This window comes from Mycobacterium sp. E183, from assembly GCF_001667735.1.
In the GTDB taxonomy this organism is placed as follows: Bacteria; Actinomycetota; Actinomycetes; order Mycobacteriales; family Mycobacteriaceae; genus Mycobacterium.
In genome coordinates this window covers 1-17,100 of sequence record NZ_LZJN01000204.1, presented here as the reverse complement: position 1 = coordinate 17,100, position 17,100 = coordinate 1, and the positions used below count along the sequence as shown (strand labels likewise).

The 17,100-nt window shown below is 68.9% G+C and carries 12 protein-coding genes and 1 pseudogene; 3 read left to right on the top strand and 10 right to left on the bottom strand.

Annotated features, from left to right (window positions below; all coding sequences use genetic code 11):
• Window positions 1-68: 68 nt before the first annotated feature.
• From smc to sepIVA, 10 genes are all read right to left on the bottom strand, one after another.
• Window positions 69-3,677 (bottom strand): chromosome segregation protein SMC, encoded by a 3,609-nt coding sequence (smc, locus tag A5691_RS24710; protein WP_068015999.1) that lies wholly within the window; start codon window positions 3,675-3,677, stop codon window positions 69-71.
• Window positions 3,678-3,812: 135 nt separating this feature from the next.
• Window positions 3,813-4,106, bottom strand: coding sequence for an acylphosphatase (locus tag A5691_RS24705; protein ID WP_067748192.1), 294 nt, complete (start codon window positions 4,104-4,106; stop codon window positions 3,813-3,815).
• On the bottom strand, window positions 4,093-4,506 hold the full coding sequence (locus A5691_RS24700; RefSeq protein ID WP_067748193.1) for an OsmC family protein: 414 nt from the start codon (window positions 4,504-4,506) through the stop codon (window positions 4,093-4,095). The genes A5691_RS24705 and A5691_RS24700 overlap by 14 nt, the downstream gene beginning before the upstream one ends.
• Window positions 4,507-4,631: 125 nt before the next feature.
• Window positions 4,632-5,195 (bottom strand): NifU family protein, encoded by a 564-nt coding sequence (locus tag A5691_RS24695; protein ID WP_067889504.1) that lies wholly within the window; start codon window positions 5,193-5,195, stop codon window positions 4,632-4,634.
• Window positions 5,192-7,102, bottom strand: a complete 1,911-nt coding sequence (locus A5691_RS24690) for a ferrous iron transporter B (protein WP_067889506.1) — start codon at window positions 7,100-7,102, stop codon at window positions 5,192-5,194. The genes A5691_RS24695 and A5691_RS24690 overlap by 4 nt, the downstream gene beginning before the upstream one ends.
• On the bottom strand, window positions 7,099-7,335 hold the full coding sequence (locus tag A5691_RS24685; RefSeq protein ID WP_067748198.1) for a FeoA family protein: 237 nt from the start codon (window positions 7,333-7,335) through the stop codon (window positions 7,099-7,101). Before A5691_RS24685 ends, A5691_RS24690 begins: the two co-directional genes overlap by 4 nt.
• 208 nt (window positions 7,336-7,543) lie before the next feature.
• A complete protein-coding gene (gene mutM / locus A5691_RS24680) occupies window positions 7,544-8,404 on the bottom strand; it encodes a DNA-formamidopyrimidine glycosylase (protein ID WP_067748200.1) in 861 nt (286 codons plus the stop codon).
• 167 nt (window positions 8,405-8,571) lie between these two features.
• A complete protein-coding gene (gene rnc, locus A5691_RS24675) occupies window positions 8,572-9,285 on the bottom strand; it encodes a ribonuclease III (RefSeq protein ID WP_067889512.1) in 714 nt (237 codons plus the stop codon).
• Complete coding sequence (locus A5691_RS24670; protein ID WP_197499236.1) at window positions 9,282-9,866, bottom strand: DUF177 domain-containing protein; 585 nt, start codon at window positions 9,864-9,866, stop codon at window positions 9,282-9,284. Before A5691_RS24670 ends, rnc begins: the two co-directional genes overlap by 4 nt.
• Before the next feature lie 56 nt (window positions 9,867-9,922).
• The gene (gene sepIVA / locus A5691_RS24665; RefSeq protein ID WP_055405516.1) at window positions 9,923-10,660 is read right to left on the bottom strand and encodes a cell division protein SepIVA; all 738 of its coding nucleotides are present in this window, start codon (window positions 10,658-10,660) and stop codon (window positions 9,923-9,925) included.
• 334 nt (window positions 10,661-10,994) lie between these two features.
• Here sepIVA and A5691_RS24660 point away from each other — a divergent pair, with 334 nt between their 5' ends.
• From A5691_RS24660 to A5691_RS24650, 3 genes and pseudogenes are all read left to right on the top strand, one after another.
• Window positions 10,995-11,735, top strand: a complete 741-nt coding sequence (locus tag A5691_RS24660) for a thioesterase II family protein (RefSeq protein ID WP_067889514.1) — start codon at window positions 10,995-10,997, stop codon at window positions 11,733-11,735.
• Window positions 11,736-12,298: 563 nt separating this feature from the next.
• Window positions 12,299-14,053 carry a long-chain-fatty-acid--AMP ligase FAAL26/FadD26 gene (gene fadD26 / locus A5691_RS24655; protein ID WP_068016001.1) on the top strand — a complete coding sequence of 585 codons (1,755 nt, stop codon included), beginning with the start codon at window positions 12,299-12,301 and terminating at the stop codon, window positions 14,051-14,053.
• Window positions 14,050-16,923: pseudogene (locus tag A5691_RS24650) on the top strand (acyltransferase domain-containing protein); the annotation flags it as partial. The gene fadD26 and the pseudogene A5691_RS24650, both read left to right, overlap by 4 nt.
• Window positions 16,924-17,100 lie beyond the last annotated feature (177 nt).

The following is a 17,100-nucleotide window of genomic DNA, read 5'->3' as shown; positions in this document are numbered from 1 at the left end:
CGTGCGTCCTGGGCGCAGAAATCGCCGAAACTCCGCCGTCAGTACCCGGTTGGGCACCCGCGCTAGGGCTAGGAGGAGCTGGACACCAGCTGCTCGACCTGCTGCCCGCGCATCCGCTGCGAGATCACCGCGGTGATGCCGTCGCCCTGCATGGTCACGCCGTACAGGGCGTCGGCGACCTCCATCGTGGGCTTCTGGTGCGTGATGATGATCAGCTGCGAGCGCGCCCGGAGCAGCTCGAAGAGGCTGATCAGGCGGCGCAGGTTGGTGTCGTCGAGCGCCGCTTCCACCTCGTCCATGATGTAGAACGGCGAGGGGCGGGCGCGGAAAATGGCCACCAGCATCGCGACCGCGGTCAGCGCCTTCTCGCCACCGGACAGCAAAGACAACCGGGTGATCTTCTTGCCGGGCGGGCGCGCCTCGACCTCGATGCCGGTGGTGAGCATGTCGTCGGGATCGGTCAGCCGCAGCCGCCCCTCGCCGCCGGGGAACAGCACGGTGAAGACTTCCCGGAATTCGCGTTCCACGTCGACGAACGCGTCGCTGAACACCTGCAGGATGCGGGCGTCCACGTCGGCGACGACGTCCAGCAGATCCTTGCGGGCCGCCTTTACGTCCTCAAGCTGGGTGGACAGGAAGTTGTAGCGCTCCTCCAGCGCGGCAAACTCCTCGAGCGCCAGCGGATTGACCCGGCCCAGCTCCGCGAGCTCCCGCTCGGCGCGTTTGGCCCGCCGCTCCTGGGTGGGCCGGTCGTACGGCATCGGCGCCGGGGCGACCACCTGCTCACCGCGTTCGCGGGCCTGCTCGAACTCGGCCATCTCCAGCTCGGTGGGCGGCAGCGACACGTCCGGCCCGTACTCGGCGATCAGGTCGGCGGGCGCCATTCCGAACTGCTCGAGCACCATCTGCTCGAGCTGCTCGATACGCATCGCGGCCTGCGCGTTGGCCACCTCGTCGCGGTGCAGCGAGTCGGTGAGCGTGGCGACCCGGGCGCTGAGCGCGTTCACCTCGTCGCGCACTGCCGCCATCGCCGTCGCCCGGCCCTGGCGTTCGGCCGCCAGCGCGTCGCGGATCTTCGATGCCGCCCCGACCACCAGGTCCAGTCGCTGCGCCAGCAGGCGTCCGGCGTCGGCCACCGCCGCGGCCACCGCGGCCGCGCGCAACCGAGCCTCGCGCGCCTGTTGGGCTCGCAGCCGCGCCTCGCGTTCCGCGGCCGCGGCGCGGCGCAGGGAATCCGCTCGCCCGCGCACCGCGTTGGCCCGCTCCTCGGCGGTGCGCACCGCCAGCCGGGCCTCCACCTCCGCGCTGCGGGCCGCCTCTGCGGCGGCGGCGATCCGCTGGCGGACCTCGGCATGGTTGGGCTCTTCGGCCTGAACGTGTTGCGTCTCTTGCGCGTTGCGCAGCCGGTTTTCCAGTTCCGTGACTTCTTGGACGGTCTGCGCGCGGCCGGTCTCGAGCTCCTCGCGCTGCCGCAACAACCTGGTCCACTCGTCTTCGGTGGTGCGGGCTTCCTGCCCGAGCCGGCCCAGCTGCTCGTACATCGCCGAGATCGCGGTGTCGGATTCGTTGAGCGCGGCCAACGCCTGCTCGGCGGAGTCCTGGCGGGCGGCCTGCTCGGTCAGCGCGCCGGACAGCGCCGCGGTCAGCTGGGCGACCTGCGATTCCGCGGTGGTCAGCTCGCTGCCGGCCTTATCGATTTCCGAGGTCACCTCGAGCGTGGACAGCTTGCGGTCGGAGCCCCCGCTCACCCAGCCGGCGCCCACCAGGTCACCGTCGAGCGTGACCGCACGCAACCGCGGACGCGCCGCCACCAGCTCGAGCGCCTGATCCAGGTCGTCGACCACCGCGACGCCCGAGAGCATCGCCGTGATGGCGCCGCGCAGCCGCGCGGGCGCCTCGATCAGGTCCAGCGCCCACAGGGCGGATCCGGGCAGCGCGTCGCGCGCCGCGGCGTCCTCGGCGGGCCAATCGCCGAGCACCAGCGCCGCCCGTCCGCCGTCCGCTTGCTTGAGCGCGGCGACCGCGGACCGGGCCGCGCCGAAGCTCTCGGCGGCCAGGGCGTCGGCCGCCGATCCCAGCACCGCGGCCAGCGCCGCCTCGTAGCCGGAGCGGACCTTGACCAGCTTGGCGATCGGCCCGAAAAGCCCTGTCCCGGCGTGGTTTTCGGTCAGCCAGGCCGCGCCGTCCTTGCGCTCCAGCCCGACCGCCAGCGCGTCGATGCGGGCCCGCAGCGAGGCCACCCGGCGTTCTGCGTCGCGCTCGGCGGCCTGCAGTTCGGCGACGCGCGCGTCGGCCAACCGCAGGGCGGCCACAGTGCGCTCGTGGTGCTCGTCGAGGCCCACCTCGCCCTGGTCGAGCTCGCCGACGCGGCCCTGCACGGTTTCGAACTCCGCCTTGGACTGCTGCGCGCGGGCGGCGGCCTGTTCGATGCGCTCGGACAGCCGGGCGACGCTGTCGTCGATGGATTCGACGCGCGCACGCATGGTCTCGACCTGACCGGCCAGCCGCGCCAGGCCTTCGCGCCGGTCCGCCTCGGCCCGCACCGCCGCCAGGTGGGCCCGATCGGCCTCGGCGGCCTCGCGCTCGCGCTCGCCCAGCTCGGCGCGCGCGGCATCGAGCCGGGTGCGTGTCTCGGCGAGTTCGGCCAGCAATTGCCGCTCGGCGACGGCGACCCGCTCGGCCTCGGCCTCCAACGCGTCGGGGTCGGTGTCGCTGGGCGGCGCCGGCTCCACGTCCAGATGATGCGCGCGTTCGCTGGCGATGCGGACCGTCGCGGCCACCCGTTCGGCCAGCGCGGAGAGCCCGAACCAGGTGTGCTGCACCGATTCGGCCCGCTGCGAGAGTTCGGCGACGGCCGCCTCGTGCGCGGTGAGCTCCTCGGAAGCCACGGCGAGGCGGGCGGCGGCCTCGTCGTGCTCGCGGCGGATCGCGGCTTCCGCTTCGAAGATGGCGTCGCGCTCGGTCTGCCGGTTGACCAGGTCGTCGGCGGCCAGGCGCAACCGGGCGTCGCGCAGGTCGGCCTGGATGGTCTGGGCGCGGCGGGCCACCTCGGCCTGGCGGCCCAGCGGTTTGAGCTGGCGGCGCAGCTCGGTGGTGAGGTCGGTGAGGCGGGCCAGGTTGGCCGACATCGCGTCGAGTTTGCGGAGGGCCTTTTCCTTGCGCTTGCGGTGCTTGAGCACCCCGGCGGCCTCTTCGATGAAGGCGCGACGGTCTTCCGGTCGCGACTGCAGGATCTCGTCGAGCTTGCCCTGGCCGACGATGACGTGCATCTCACGGCCGATCCCGGAGTCGCTCAGCAGTTCCTGTACGTCCATCAAACGGCAACTGGCGCCGTTGATTTCGTATTCGCTGGCGCCGTCGCGGAACATGCGCCGGGTGATCGACACCTCGGAGTATTCGATCGGCAGCGCGTTGTCGGAGTTGTCGATGGTGACGGTGACTTCGGCGCGGCCGAGCGGGGCCCGCGACGAGGTGCCGGCGAAGATGACGTCTTCCATCTTGCCGCCGCGCAGCGTCTTCGCCCCCTGCTCCCCCATCACCCAGGCCAGGGCGTCGACGACGTTGGACTTGCCGGAACCGTTGGGCCCGACGACCGCGGTGATGCCCGGCTCGAAGCGCAGAGTCGTCGGCGAAGCGAAGGACTTGAAGCCCTTCAGCGTCAGACTCTTGAGGTACACGGCGAGCCAGACTACCGCTCGGATCGCCCGGCTCGGCCGCACCGAGGGGTGTCGGGAGGCGGGAAATGCGGCCGTTGTTCACGCCTTGCCGCACTGGTCACAGTGGCCACTTCTGTCACGCTCCGGGAGGTTGCGTCAGCGCTCGACGAACCCCTCGAAGCGTTCCCGCGGCTGCGACCAGTCGGCGACCACCTTGTCGACGCGGCCGGGCCTGGCCGGCCACGCCTGGCCGCCTTCCAGCAGCGCCAGCAGTTGCTCACCGGCCTCGCGCGGCCCCTGGGCGACCACCAGCACGCGGCCGTCGGCCTGGTTGGCCGCGTAGCCGGTGAGCCCCAACTCGAGCGCCCGGCTGCGCGTCCACCAGCGGAAGCCGACGCCCTGGACCTTCCCGTGCACCCAGGCGGTCAGCCGGACGTCAGGTTCCGACATCGGCGACCTTGAAGTTGACCTGCGTACCGGCCTTGAGCGTGCGCCCGACGGTGCAGACCAGGTCGATGGCCCGGTCGACCACCGCCAGCAGCCGCTCCTTCTCCTCCGCCGTCAGCCCGGACAGGTCCAGCTCGAGCGTCTCTTCCAGGAGCGGATACACCTCGCGTTCGCGGTCGGCGTCCCCGGACACCCTGACCACCGCGTGGTAGTCATCGCCGAGCCGGCGGGCGAGCGGCTGGTCGCTGGACATCCCGCTGCACGCGGCGAGCGCGATCTTCAGCAGCTCGCCGGGGGTGAACACGCCGTCGACGTCTTCGGACCCGACGAGTACCCGCGCACCGCGCGAGCTGTGTCCGGTGTAACGGCGCGATCCCGTGCGCTCCACCCAGAGTTCGGTCATGGCTCATTTCTACCGGGCAGTGCCCTGAGGCCGCGTCGCGTGTGCGTACATGGCGATCACGACCGGCGTGTCGCCGCCCGGGTCGCACACTCAAAGCCCTGAGCGCACACTGGAATCGACAAGCCCTAGCGGACGATCAGCGAGAGCAGCTTCTTACCGAATGATATTGCGGCCGAATTGTTTTCGCAGGAGACAACCACCTGCTGGCCGACCCGCTGCCGCAGCTCGCGCTCGAAGACGTCCCGCAGCGTAGACGACGCGGCCGGGCATCCGTCACACGCGCCGACCATCCGGACCGTGACGGTGTGGCCGGCCACCGAGACCAGCTCGATCGACCCGCCGTGCGAGGCGGCAAGCGCGGCGACGGGCCCGGCAAGCAGTTCCGCGGCAACGGATTCCAGATCGGGGCCGGACGACTCGTCGACCGTCCAGCCCTGAGGGTCCAGCAGCGCCTCGCCGAGCGCCTCGCGGACGTCGTCTCCCAGTTCACGCCAGCTGCTGCCGGCGCCGATCGTGATCAGGATGTCCCCGGCGCCCACCACGAGCTCGGTGATCACCCCGCTGCCCAGCAGGGCGCCCAGCCGGCCGGGGGCGCCCCTGACCGCGCCGCGCGCCGGCAGCCGGTCGGGCGGGACCACCCAGCGCAGCTGACGCGGGTCCGCGGTCGCGGTGGCGTGGATCGGAATCATGCGCCCACTCCGACCGCGATCGAGCGGGCCGCAAACGCCATCGTCCAGGCGAGGACGAACATGTAGGACCACGCGAACGCGGGCCACCGCCACGAGTTGGTCTCGCGGCGCATCACCGCGACGGTGGACATGCACTGCAGCGCGAAGATGAAGTACACCATCAGCGCGATGACGGTAGGGGCGGTGAACACCTTGTGGCCGTCGTCGTCGGCCATCGTGACCAGGGCCTCATGCGGGTCGTCGGGACTCGTCGCCGCCGACACCTGACCGAGGGTGGACACGAAAACCTCACGCGCCGAGAAGGAACCGAGCAGGGCGACGTTGATGTGCCAATCGAAACCGAGCGGCTTGAACACCGGCCCGATCGCCTTTCCGACGTCGGCGGCGTAGCTGTGGTCCATCACGTAGGCGGTGGTCTCCGTCGGCGACATGTGCGCGGTCTCCGCTTGGCGCGCCGGAAGATTGAGCAGCACCCAGAGCACCACCGAGGTGCCCAGGATGATGGTTCCGGCCTTGCGCAGGAACACCTTCGCCGAATCCCACATGGTGATGAGCACGTTTTTGGGCGATGGGAAACGATACGGGGGCAGCTCCATCGTGAACGGGAGCAGATCGCTGCGCAGGATCGTCGACTTGAACAACGACGCCGCGATCAGGGCCGAGGTGCCCCCACACAGATACAGCAAGAACATCGCCACACCCTGCGCGCTGAACCCCCACCACTGGGTCTGCGGCGAGACCAGCAGCCCCACCAGCAGGGTGAAGACGGGGAGCCGGGCGGAGCAGGTCATCAACGGCGCCGTGATGATGGTGGCGATCCGGTCGCGCGACGACGGCAGCGTCCGGGTGGCCATGATCCCCGGGATGGCGCAGGCGAACGACGAGAGCATCGCGACGAAGGCGCGACCCTCCAGACCCGTCGTGGCCATCACCCGGTCCATCAGGAATGCCGCCCGCGCCATGTAGCCGACGTTCTCCAGCAGCGCGATCAGCAAGAACAGCAACACGATCTGCGGGATGAACTGGAGCACCGTCCCCACGCCGCCGATGAGTCCCTGGCCGAGCAGACCCCGCACCACATAGTTGCCGACGTGGTCGCTGACCAGCGTGCCGAGCCAGCCGAGGCCCTGGCTGACGCGGTCCTGCAGGGGCGCGGCGACGGTGAAGACGACCTGGAAGAAGCAGAACATCACCGCGAAGAAGATGACGGTTCCCCACAGCGGGTGCAGCACGATCCTGTCGATGCCGCGCGTGCGCTGATCCGGCTGCGGCGCAACGTATTCGGCGGCACGCAGCACCGACTTGCCCCAGGCGTCGACGGCGTCGTCGTCACCCGGCGGCAGGATCGGGGGACGCTGCCACCGGTCGAAGGACACCAGTTGGGCGCGCAGGCTGTCGATGCCCCCGCCGCGGTGCGCGATGACCGGGAGCACCGGGATGCCCAGCGCCGTCGACAAGGCGCCGATGTCGATGCGGCCGCCGCGCGCGGTCAACTCGTCGGTCATGGTCAGCGCCAACAGGCACGGGACGTCGAGCCGCATCACCTGGGCCACCAGCGTGATCGAGCGGTGCAGCGTGGTGGCGTCGGCCACCAGCACGATCGCGTCGGGACGGCCGGCTTCGGCGACGTTGCCGGCCAGCAGGTCGGCCACTACCTGTTCGTCCGGGCTGATGGGCTGCAAGCTGTAGGTGCCGGGCAGATCCTCGACGGCGATCTCGACGCCGTCCATCTTCGCGATGCCGACCCTGCGACCCACGGTGACGCCCGGATAGTTGCCGGTCTTGGCGCGTAGCCCGGTGAGGTGGTTGAACACCGACGTCTTGCCCGCGTTGGGGCTGCCCACCAGCGCGACCCGCGCCGCACCGGCAACCGCGACCGCGGCGCCTTCCTCGTGGCAGGACGTCATGCGACGCTCCCCGGGTCGACTTGGATCAGCCGCGCCTCGCGGCGGCGCAGGCACAGCTCGGTGTCTTGGACGCGGTAGATGGTCGGGTCGCCCATCGGCGCACGCCGGATGACCTCGACGTCCGACGCCGGCCGGAAGCCAAGCTGCCGCAGTCGCCCCGCCACCACGGGAGACGCCGCCGGCGCCACGCCCAGGATGGTCGCCCGCTGGCCCGGCGCGAGCTGAGCCAGCACGGTCGGCGAACCCGATCCACGAAGTGAGCTCCGCACTAGCCGACCCGACTCCATCGGTTCACCATGCCACCCAGGATAACGACGCGAGGTGAGGATAACCTCACCTTTCTTGCAAACGTCGGGCCGGCGCCCATCGAGTGTGCGCCCCGGGTGACGTCCGTCGGCGTGTCGCCGCCGTGGGCGCACACTCAAAGCCCTGCTCGCACGCTCAAAGGCGGGGGCGCGGCTGACATCTCGGGCAGTAGAACGACGACCGGTTCATGAACTTCTCCCGGCGTATCACCGCGCCGCAGCGCCGGCAGTTCTGCCCTTCGCGGCCGTATGCGTCCAGCGACCGGTCGAAGTAGCCGGATTCGCCGTTGACGTTGATGTACAGCGAGTCGAACGACGTTCCGCCCTGGGCCAGCGCGTCGCGCATCACGTCCGCCGCCGCGTCCAGGATTGCGCCCAGGCGGCGGCGGCTCAAGGTCGCCGCGATCCGGGCCCCGTTGACCTTCGCGCGCCATAGCGCCTCGTCGGCGTAGATGTTGCCGATGCCCGACACGACGGTCTGATCCAGGAGCTGCCGCTTGATCTCGGAGTGCTTGCGCCGCAAGACGTTCACGACGGCGTCGCGGTCGAAAAGCGGGTCCAGCGGGTCGCGGGCCAGGTGTGCGACGGGCGCCGGAACGGCGCTGCCGTCGACGCTCACCAGGTCGGCGAGCATCCAGCCGCCGAAGGTGCGTTGGTCGGCGAAGCTCAGCACGGTCCCGTCGTCGAGCAGGGCCGAGATGCGCACGTGGTCGGCGCGCGGCACCTGCCCCAGCAGCATCTGCCCGCTCATGCCGAGGTGCACCACCAGGGCCGTGTCCGGGTCCCCCGGGCCGTCGAGCAGCAGCCACAGGTACTTGCCGCGCCGATCGGTGCCGGTTATGCGCGCGTCGAGCAGCCGGGCGGTGAGGTCGGCGGGGCCGGCCTCGTGGCGGCGCACCGCGCGCGGGTGATGCACCCGAACGGCCGTGATCGTTTTGCCGACGACCCAGGCCTGCAAGCCGCGGCGCACCACCTCGACTTCGGGTAGCTCGGGCACCTAGTGATGATCGCAAGCGCGGCGAAGCCGGGCGAAGCGGGTCATCACCACCGGCCCAAGTGATGATCGCAAGCGCGGCGAAGCTGGGCGAAGCGGGTCATCACCACCGGCCCTAGTGATGATCGCAAGCGCGGCGAAGCCGGGCGAAGCGGGTCATCACCATCGATCTAGACGGACGTCTTGTCGGCCGGGTCCAGCTCGTCGAGCGCTTTCCAGGTGGCCGCCGCGGCCTTCTGCTCGGCCTCCTTCTTGGAGCGCCCCACCCCGGACCCGTACTCGGTGTCCATCACGACGACGACCGCGGTGAACTCCTTGTCGTGGTCCGGGCCGGTGGAGGTGACGACGTAGGACGGCGCGCCCATGCCGCGAGCGGCGGTCAGCTCCTGCAGGCTGGTTTTCCAATCCAGCCCGGCCCCCAGCGTGGGCGCGGCGTCCAGCAGCCCGCCGAACAGCCGCAGGATGACCTCGCGCGCGGTGTCGATCCCGTGCTGCAGATAGATGGCGCCCAGCAGCGATTCCATCCCGTCGGCCAGAATGCTCGACTTGTCGGCGCCGCCGGTGTTGGCCTCCCCGCGCCCGAGAAACAGGTGAACGCCCAGGCCGTCCGGGGACAGCTTGCGGGCGACGTCGGCCAGTGCCTGGGTGTTGACGACGCTGGCCCGCAGCTTGGCCAGGTCGCCCTCCGAGCGGTCGGGGTGGCGGTGGTAGAGCTCGTCGGTGATGGTCAGACCCAGCACGGCGTCGCCGAGAAATTCCAGACGTTCGTTGGTGGGCAGGCCGCCGTGCTCGTAGGCATAGCTGCGATGCGTCAACGCCAGCGAGAGCAGCTCGTCGGGGAGCTCGACCCCGAGCGCGTCGAGCAGTTCCTGGCGTGCCGTCATTGCTCACCCCGCGGCGCGTCGGGCTCGGGAAACAGGCCGGCCAGCTTGGCCCACCGCGGGTCGATGCGGTCGTGCCGATGGCCGGGCTCGGCCGCGAGCGCGATCCCGCATTCAGGACACAGCCCGGGGCAGTCGGGCGTGCACAGGGGCGCGAACGGCAGCTCCAGCCCCACGGCGTCGACGATCGACTGCTCGAGGTCGACGGTGTCGTCGACGATGTGACCGACCTCGTCCTCCTCGGTGGTCGCCTCCGTCGTGCTGTCGGGATAGGCGAACAGCTCGGTCAGGCTGACCTGCACCCGACCGTTGACCGGGGTCAGGCACCGGGAGCATTCGCCGACCGTGGGGGCGTCCACCGTCCCGGTCACCAAGACGCCCTCGGAGACGGACTGAATCTGCAGGTCCAGATCCAACGGCGCGTCCTGTGCGATGGCGATCATGTCCAGCCCGATGCGCGACGGGCTGGGCACGCTCTTGCGCAAAGTCACCATTGCTCCCGGGCGTCGCCCAAGCTTGGTGATGTCGATCGACATCGGCGAGCTCAGACGGCGCTGGGAGGTGGTGCTGTGCTGCCGCGTCATAGGAGAAATCCTACGGCGCGCGCCGCATAATGCCAGGGCACGGCCTCCCGCAGGCGTCAGCGCACCGCGTAGTCGTGCGTGCCCGCCGCCGTCCGGAGCTGGTGACGTCCGCGCCCGACGGAGCGCAGCGTGCCATTGAGGAATTCCTCGAACTCGGCGAGCTTGTTGTCGACGTAGATGTCGCATTCACCGCGCAGCCGGTCGGCCTCGGCGTGCGCCGAGTCGATCAGACGGGTGGCCTCGGCGTTGGCGGCCTCTACCACGCTGTTCTGCGACACCAGGCGCTGTTGCTCCTTGATGCCCTCTTGAACGGCCTTCTCGTAGGAGATGTTGCCGTTCTCCAGCAGCCGGTCGGCCTCGGCCTGGGCGCGGCCGACGCTGGCCTCGTACTCGCGTTTCGCCGCGGTGGCGATGCGCATCGCCTCCTCGCGCGCCTCACCGACCATCCGCTCGCTGTGCTGGCGCGCCTCGCTCACCATGCGGTCGGCCTGCGATTTTGCGTCCGACAACAGCCGGTCGGCCTCCGCGCGGGCGTGGTTGAGCATCGACTCCGACTCGGTGGTCGCCGAGGACACCATGGATTCGGCGTGCGACTTGGCGTCCTGCAACATCGAGTCACGCGCGTCGAGGACGTCCTGGGCGTCGTCAAGCTCGCCGGGGATCGCATCCTTGATGTCGTCGATCAGTTCCAGCACGTCACCGCGGGGCACCACGCAGCCGGCCGTCATCGGAACGCCGCGCGCTTCTTCAACGATGGCGCTCAGTTCGTCGAGCGCTTCAAAGACTCGGTACACGGCCATATCCTCCTGGCGTCTGCAAAATCCTGTTGTTACCAGTGTGCCTGGTGTTGCCCTTGTGACAGCGGTGGCGGGCCGGTGTGTCGGACATTTGACCGCCCCGGCCCCATCCGCCCGGGCAGCTGCCCGCGGCCACCCGGCGTCGCGGCGCCCACGCTCCCCGGCACGCGGGAAATTCGAGGCGAAAAGCGCCAGAAATCGGGCGACAATCGGATCACAAGCTCGATTGTTCCAGCACTTCTGCGCCGGCGCCGCGCAGGCCGACGAGGCGGGCGAATATCGCCGTGGCGATACCGGCGAGCGGCGAATCACCTCGGGATAGGGTGGCGCGGTGAACAGGCCCACGGACCCGGATAGCGGCAACGCGCGACAGCCCGCGCCGACGCTTTATATATTCCCGCATGCGGGCGGATCGGCGAGCTATTACGTTCCATTCGCCAAGGCATTCTCTGCGGATGTAAGACGCGTCGCCGTCCAATATCCCGGGCGCGCCAAGGGCCTGACCCAGCTGCCGAGCATTCCCGCGCTCGCGGACGAAATCTATTCGATGATGGCGCCTTCCGCGCCGGCCGATGCACCGCTGGCCTTCTTCGGCCACAGCATGGGCGGCCTGATGGCCTTCGAGGTGGCACTGAGGTTCCAGTCCGCCGGGCAACCGGTCTCCGCCCTGTTCGTGTCGTCGAGTGCGGCGCCCGGCCACATCCGCTACAAGGAGCTGCAGGGCTCCGACCGCGACATCCTCAACGTCGTCGCCCAGGTGACCGACACCAACCCCGAGCTGCTTGCCAACGATGAATTCGCCCTGACGATCCTGCCCACGCTGCAAAGCGTCCGGGCGATCGCGGGCTATACCCACCCGCCGGCAGTCAAGGTGTCGTGTCCGATCTACGCGTTCGTCGGGGACAACGACATCATCGTGGCCGAGGAGAACATGCTGGCCTGGTGCGATCGCACTACCGACGATTTCCGCATTCGGGTGTTTCCCGGCGACCACTTCTACCTGAACAACAATTTGCCAGAGCTCGCAAAAGACATCGAGGAAGCGGTCCTCGACCGGTGCACGAGTAGATAGCTGCGCGGGTGGCCGCAGGCCAGTCAGCGGATCGGGCCGACCGCCTGCGGCCCTGCTGCCGATTCGCCCGTGAGTTTGCCGGCGGCGACTCCCCGCGGCCGGGGATGCCGGCGGGGCCGGCCGCTGGGTACCCGCCGTTCGGTCAGGACACGAGCCGGCGTCGCATCCCGCCGCGGATATCAGCACTGCCAGGGGTTGTCAAAACCGGGCGCTGGGACTACAACGGACCCAAGCCTGTCGCCCGGTGCAAACCGAGTCGCCCTCACCCGTCTGATCACTATTTGTCACTCGTATAACAGGTGCACCATACGCCACGGGCGCGTACTACATATATATCGTGCAAGATCCGCCAGACAGATCTCGGCAGGAGCGCAGCCCCGACACGCCACTGTGGTGTGGGCTACATTCTCTTTTTGATTTTGTAAATCGGAGGGTCTCGTCCGCAAAGAATGCTTAGGTTGCTTCACAAGAGTGGTTGTCGGTAACCGGGGAAGCCACTCTTCGCGCCGCACGCGAGATGCGTGCACGTCACGAACGGCGTCAGCGAACTGGAAGGGCCACAAATGCCGGTTACCGACACGTCCATCCCCGGTTTGCTGCAGGAGCGAGCCGAGCGGCGGCCCGGCGCAACCGCCTTCACGTTCATCGACTACGAGCAAGACCCCGCCGGGTTTGCCGAGCGCCTTACCTGGGCCCAGGTTTACCGCCGCGCCCGCATCATTGCTGACGAGCTGTCACTCTGCGGCTCGCCCGGAGATCGTGTGGCCATCCTCGCGCCGCAGGGACTGGAATACGTCGCGGCCTTCTTCGGCGCGCTACAGGCCGGGTTCATCGCCGTTCCGCTGTCCACACCGCTCTACGGGGTCCACGACGACCGGATCTCCTCCGTACTGCGGGATTGTAATCCGGCCGCCATTCTCACCACGTCGGCCGTGGTCAGCGACGTCAACAAGTACGCCTGCGGCCAGGACGGCCACCCCGCGCCACTAGTCATCGAAGTCGACCTGCTGGACCTGGAATCCACTCGCGAGCTGCCGCCCGCTCAGCAGTTCGCGTCGGGTGCGGGCTATCTGCAATACACGTCCGGTTCTACGCGCACACCGGCCGGCGTGATCGTGTCGCACAAGAATGTCGTCACCAATGTGACGCAATGTATGTACGCCTTCTTCGGTGAACCGGAAAACCTCCCGGCAAACCTTTCTCTGGTGTCGTGGCTGCCCTTGTTCCACGACATGGGGCTGATTCTGGGAGTTTGTGCGCCGCTGGTGACAAACCGCAGCGCTGTGCTGATGAGTCCGATGGCGTTCCTGCAACGCCCGGCCCGTTGGATGAAAATGCTTGCCACCAATGGTCAGTGCTTTTCCGCGGCACCCAATTTCGCTTTCGAACTGGCGGTGCGCCGGACATCGGATGACGACATGGCGGGACTCGACCTCGGCGAAGTGCAGACGATCGTCAGCGGCAGCGAACGAATCCACGTGGCCACCGTCAAGCGCTTCACCGACCGCTTCGCCCCCTTCAACCTGCGCCCGACGACGGTCCGGCCCTGCTATGGCCTCGCCGAAGCGACCCTGTACGTGGCGGGTCCCGAACCCGGCACCATGCTCAAGACGGTCCGGCTCGACTATGAGCACTTGACCGCCGGCCGGGCCCGACCGTGCGGGACCGAGGGGATGGTCGGCACTGAGCTCATCAGTTATGGCTCACCCGATCCCGCCGCCGTGCGAATCGTCAACTCCGAGACGATGACCGAGAGCCCCGCGGGCACGGTCGGGGAGATCTGGGTGCGCGGCGACCACGTGGCCCTGGGCTACTGGCGAAAGCCGGAACAGACGGCACGCGTTTTCCAGGCCGAACTGGTCAACCCGGCTCCGGGCTGTCCGAAGGGTCCATGGTTGCGGACGGGCGACCTGGGCGTCATCGCCGACGGCGAGATGTTCATCATGGGCCGCATCAAGGACCTGCTCATAGTCGACGGGCGCAATCATTATCCCGACGACATCGAGGCAACCATCCAGGAGATCACCGGCGGCCGGGTCGCGGCCATCTCGGTGCCGGACGACATCACCGAGCAACTGGTCGCAATCATCGAGCTGAAGGGGCGCGGAGCGTCCGAGGAAGAGGCACTGCTGCGCCTGCGTTCGGTGAAACGCGAAGTCACGTCGGCGATCTCGAAGTCGCACAGCGTGCGCATCGCCGACCTCGTTCTGGTGTCACCGGGATCCATCCCGATCACCACCAGCGGTAAGGTTCGGCGCTCGGCATGCGTCGAGCGCTACCAAAGCGACGGATTCATAAGGCTGGACGTGACGGTATGACGTCAGGCATCGGTGGCGAAGACGACCTCCGCCACTGGTTAGTGGACTACTTGGTGACCAACATCGGTTGCACCCCTGACGAAGTCGATCCCAACCTGTCGTTGGCCGACCTCGGCGTTAGTTCCCGCGAGGTGGTGGTGCTCTCCGGCGAACTGTCAGAGTTGTTGGGCAAGAAGGTATCCCCCGTCGATTTCTGGCAAAACCCGACCATCAACGCTCTGGCCGCCTACCTCACCGCGCCCGAGTCCGAGCCGGAGCCGGACGCCACACTCAAGCGCCCGGCTCGTAACTCACTCGACGAGCCGATCGCCGTCATCGGAATGGGGTGCCGATTCCCCGGCATTGCCGGGCCCGAGGCGTTATGGAAATTCCTCTGCGAGCGCGGTTGCTCGATCGGTCAGGTGCCGCCGGAACGGTGGCAGCCGTTCGAGTCCGGCTCACCCGACGTGGCGGCGGCGCTCGCCCGGACGACGCGCTGGGGATCGTTCCTGCCGGACGTCGATGCCTTCGACGCCGAGTTCTTCGAGATCTCCCCGAGCGAAGCCGACAAGATGGACCCCCAGCAACGCCTGCTGCTGGAAGTCGCCTGGGAAGCGTTGGAACATGCGGGAATTCCGCCAAGCTCGTTGCGCCGGTCACAGACCGGGGTCTTCGCCGGTGCATGCCTGAGCGAATACGGGGCCATCGCCTCGAACGACTTCTGCGGGGTGGACGGCTGGAGCAACACCGGCGGAGCGATGAGCATCATCGCGAACCGCCTCTCGTATTTCCTCGACCTGCGCGGCCCCTCGGTGGCGGTCGACACGGCGTGCTCGTCGTCGTTGGTGGCCATCCACCTGGCCTGCCAGAGCCTTCGGACCGAAGATTCCCAGTTGGCGATCGCCGCCGGCGTGAATCTGTTGTTGTCACCGGCGGTGTTTCGCGGCTTCGACCAGGTGGGCGCCCTATCGCCGACGGGTAAGTGCCGCGCGTTCGACGCAGCGGCGGACGGGTTCGTCCGCGGCGAGGGCGCGGGCGTGGTCGTGCTCAAGCGGCTGACCGACGCGCAGCGGGATGGCGACCGGGTACTGGCCGTGATCTGCGGCTCGGCGATCAACCAGGACGGGCGGTCCAACGGGCTGATGGCCCCCAACCCCGCGGCGCAGATGGCCGTCCTGCGGGCCGCCTACAGCAACGCGGGGATGCAGCCCAGCGACGTCGACTACGTCGAAACACACGGCACCGGAACACTATTGGGTGACCCCATCGAAGCACGAGCACTCGGCACGGTGCTCGGCCGCGGACGTCCCGAGGACGCCCCCCTGCTAATCGGCGCGATCAAGACGAATCTCGGCCACACGGAGGCGGCTGCGGGCATCGCGGGCTTCATCAAGGCGGTGCTCGCGGTGCAGCGCGGCCAGATCCCGCCGAACCAGCGCTTCGAAAGCCCGAACCCGCACATCCCGTTCGACGAGTTGCGGATGAAAGTCGTTCGGACGCAAACCAGTTGGCCGGCCCGCGAGCACCCGCGCCGGGCCGGTGTGTCCTCGTTCGGATTCGGCGGGACGAACGCGCACGTGGTGATCGAGCAGGGCCAGGACGTCGCCCCGGCGGTTCGGCCAGACGCCGATCCGGGGGTGTCGACGTTGGTGGTGTCGGGTAAGACGGCGCGGCGGGTGGCGGCGACGGCGTCGGTGCTGGCCGAGTGGATGCAGGGTGGCGGGGCCGGGGTCGCCCTCGGCGATGTGGCGCACACGCTCAACCATCACCGGGCCCGGCAGGCGCGATTTGGCACGGTGGTCGCCCGCGACCGCGCCCAGGCGGTGGCCGGGCTGCGGGCACTGGGGGGTGGCCAGCACGCCCCCGGGGTGGTGTTGCCCCGCGAGGGCGCGGTCGGGCCGGGCACGGTGTTCGTCTACTCCGGGCGCGGGTCGCAGTGGGCCGGCATGGGCCGCCTGCTGCTGGCCGACGAGCCGGCCTTCGCCGCGGCGGTCGACGAGTTGGAGCCCGATTTCGTTGCCCAGGCCGGGTTTTCGCTGCGCGAGGTGATCGCCACCGGCAGCGAACTGGTCGGCATCGAACAGATCCAGCTGGGCCTGATCGGCATGCAGCTGGCGCTGACCGCGCTGTGGCGCGCCCACGGCATCACCCCCGACCTGGTCATCGGCCACTCCATGGGCGAAGTCGCCGCCGCCGTGGTGGCCGGTGCGCTCACGCCCGCCCAGGGATTGCGGGTGACCGCGACGCGATCGCGGTTGATGGCCCCGCTGTCCGGGCACGGAGGCATGGCCCTGCTGGAGCTCGACGCGCCCGCCACCGAGGCGCTGATCGCCGAGCACCCCGAAATCACCCTGGGCATCTACAACTCCCCCCGCCAAACCGTCATCGCCGGACCCACCGACCAGATCGATCAGCTCATCGCCGAGGTCCGCGCCCACAACCGGTTCGCCAGCCGGGTCAACATCGAAGTCTCCCCGCACAACCCGGCCATGGACCCCCTGCAACCCCCGATGCGCGCGGAACTGGCCGACCTGACCCCCCAACCGCCACGCATCCCGATCATCTCCACCACCTACCCCGACCTCGACACCCGCCCGGTCTTCGACGCCGACCACTGGGCCACCAACATGCGCAACCCCGTCCACTTCCACCAAGCCATCGCCCACGCCGGCACCGACCACCACACCTTCATCGAAATCAGCGCACACCCCCTGCTCACCCAAGCCATACTCGACACCCTGCACACCGCCCAGCACGGAAGCAAATACGTCAGCGCCGGCACCCTGCAACGCGATACCGACGACACCATCACCTTCCGCACCAACCTCCACACCGTGCGCGGCACAGCGCCGATGGCGACCTCGTCGTTCATGGGCACCAGCCCCGAACCCATGCTGACCTGGCCGAATTGGTGCTCGGCGTCGGACAGGGATTTCCACAGTCCCCAGTTGACCGTCGTCGCCGACAATCCCATCACGTGCCGCGCGTACGCCAGGGCGTCCAGGTAGCCGCTGGTGGCGGTGTAGTGGGCCAGCCACCGCGAACCGGTGAGGCCGGAGATGGAGGAG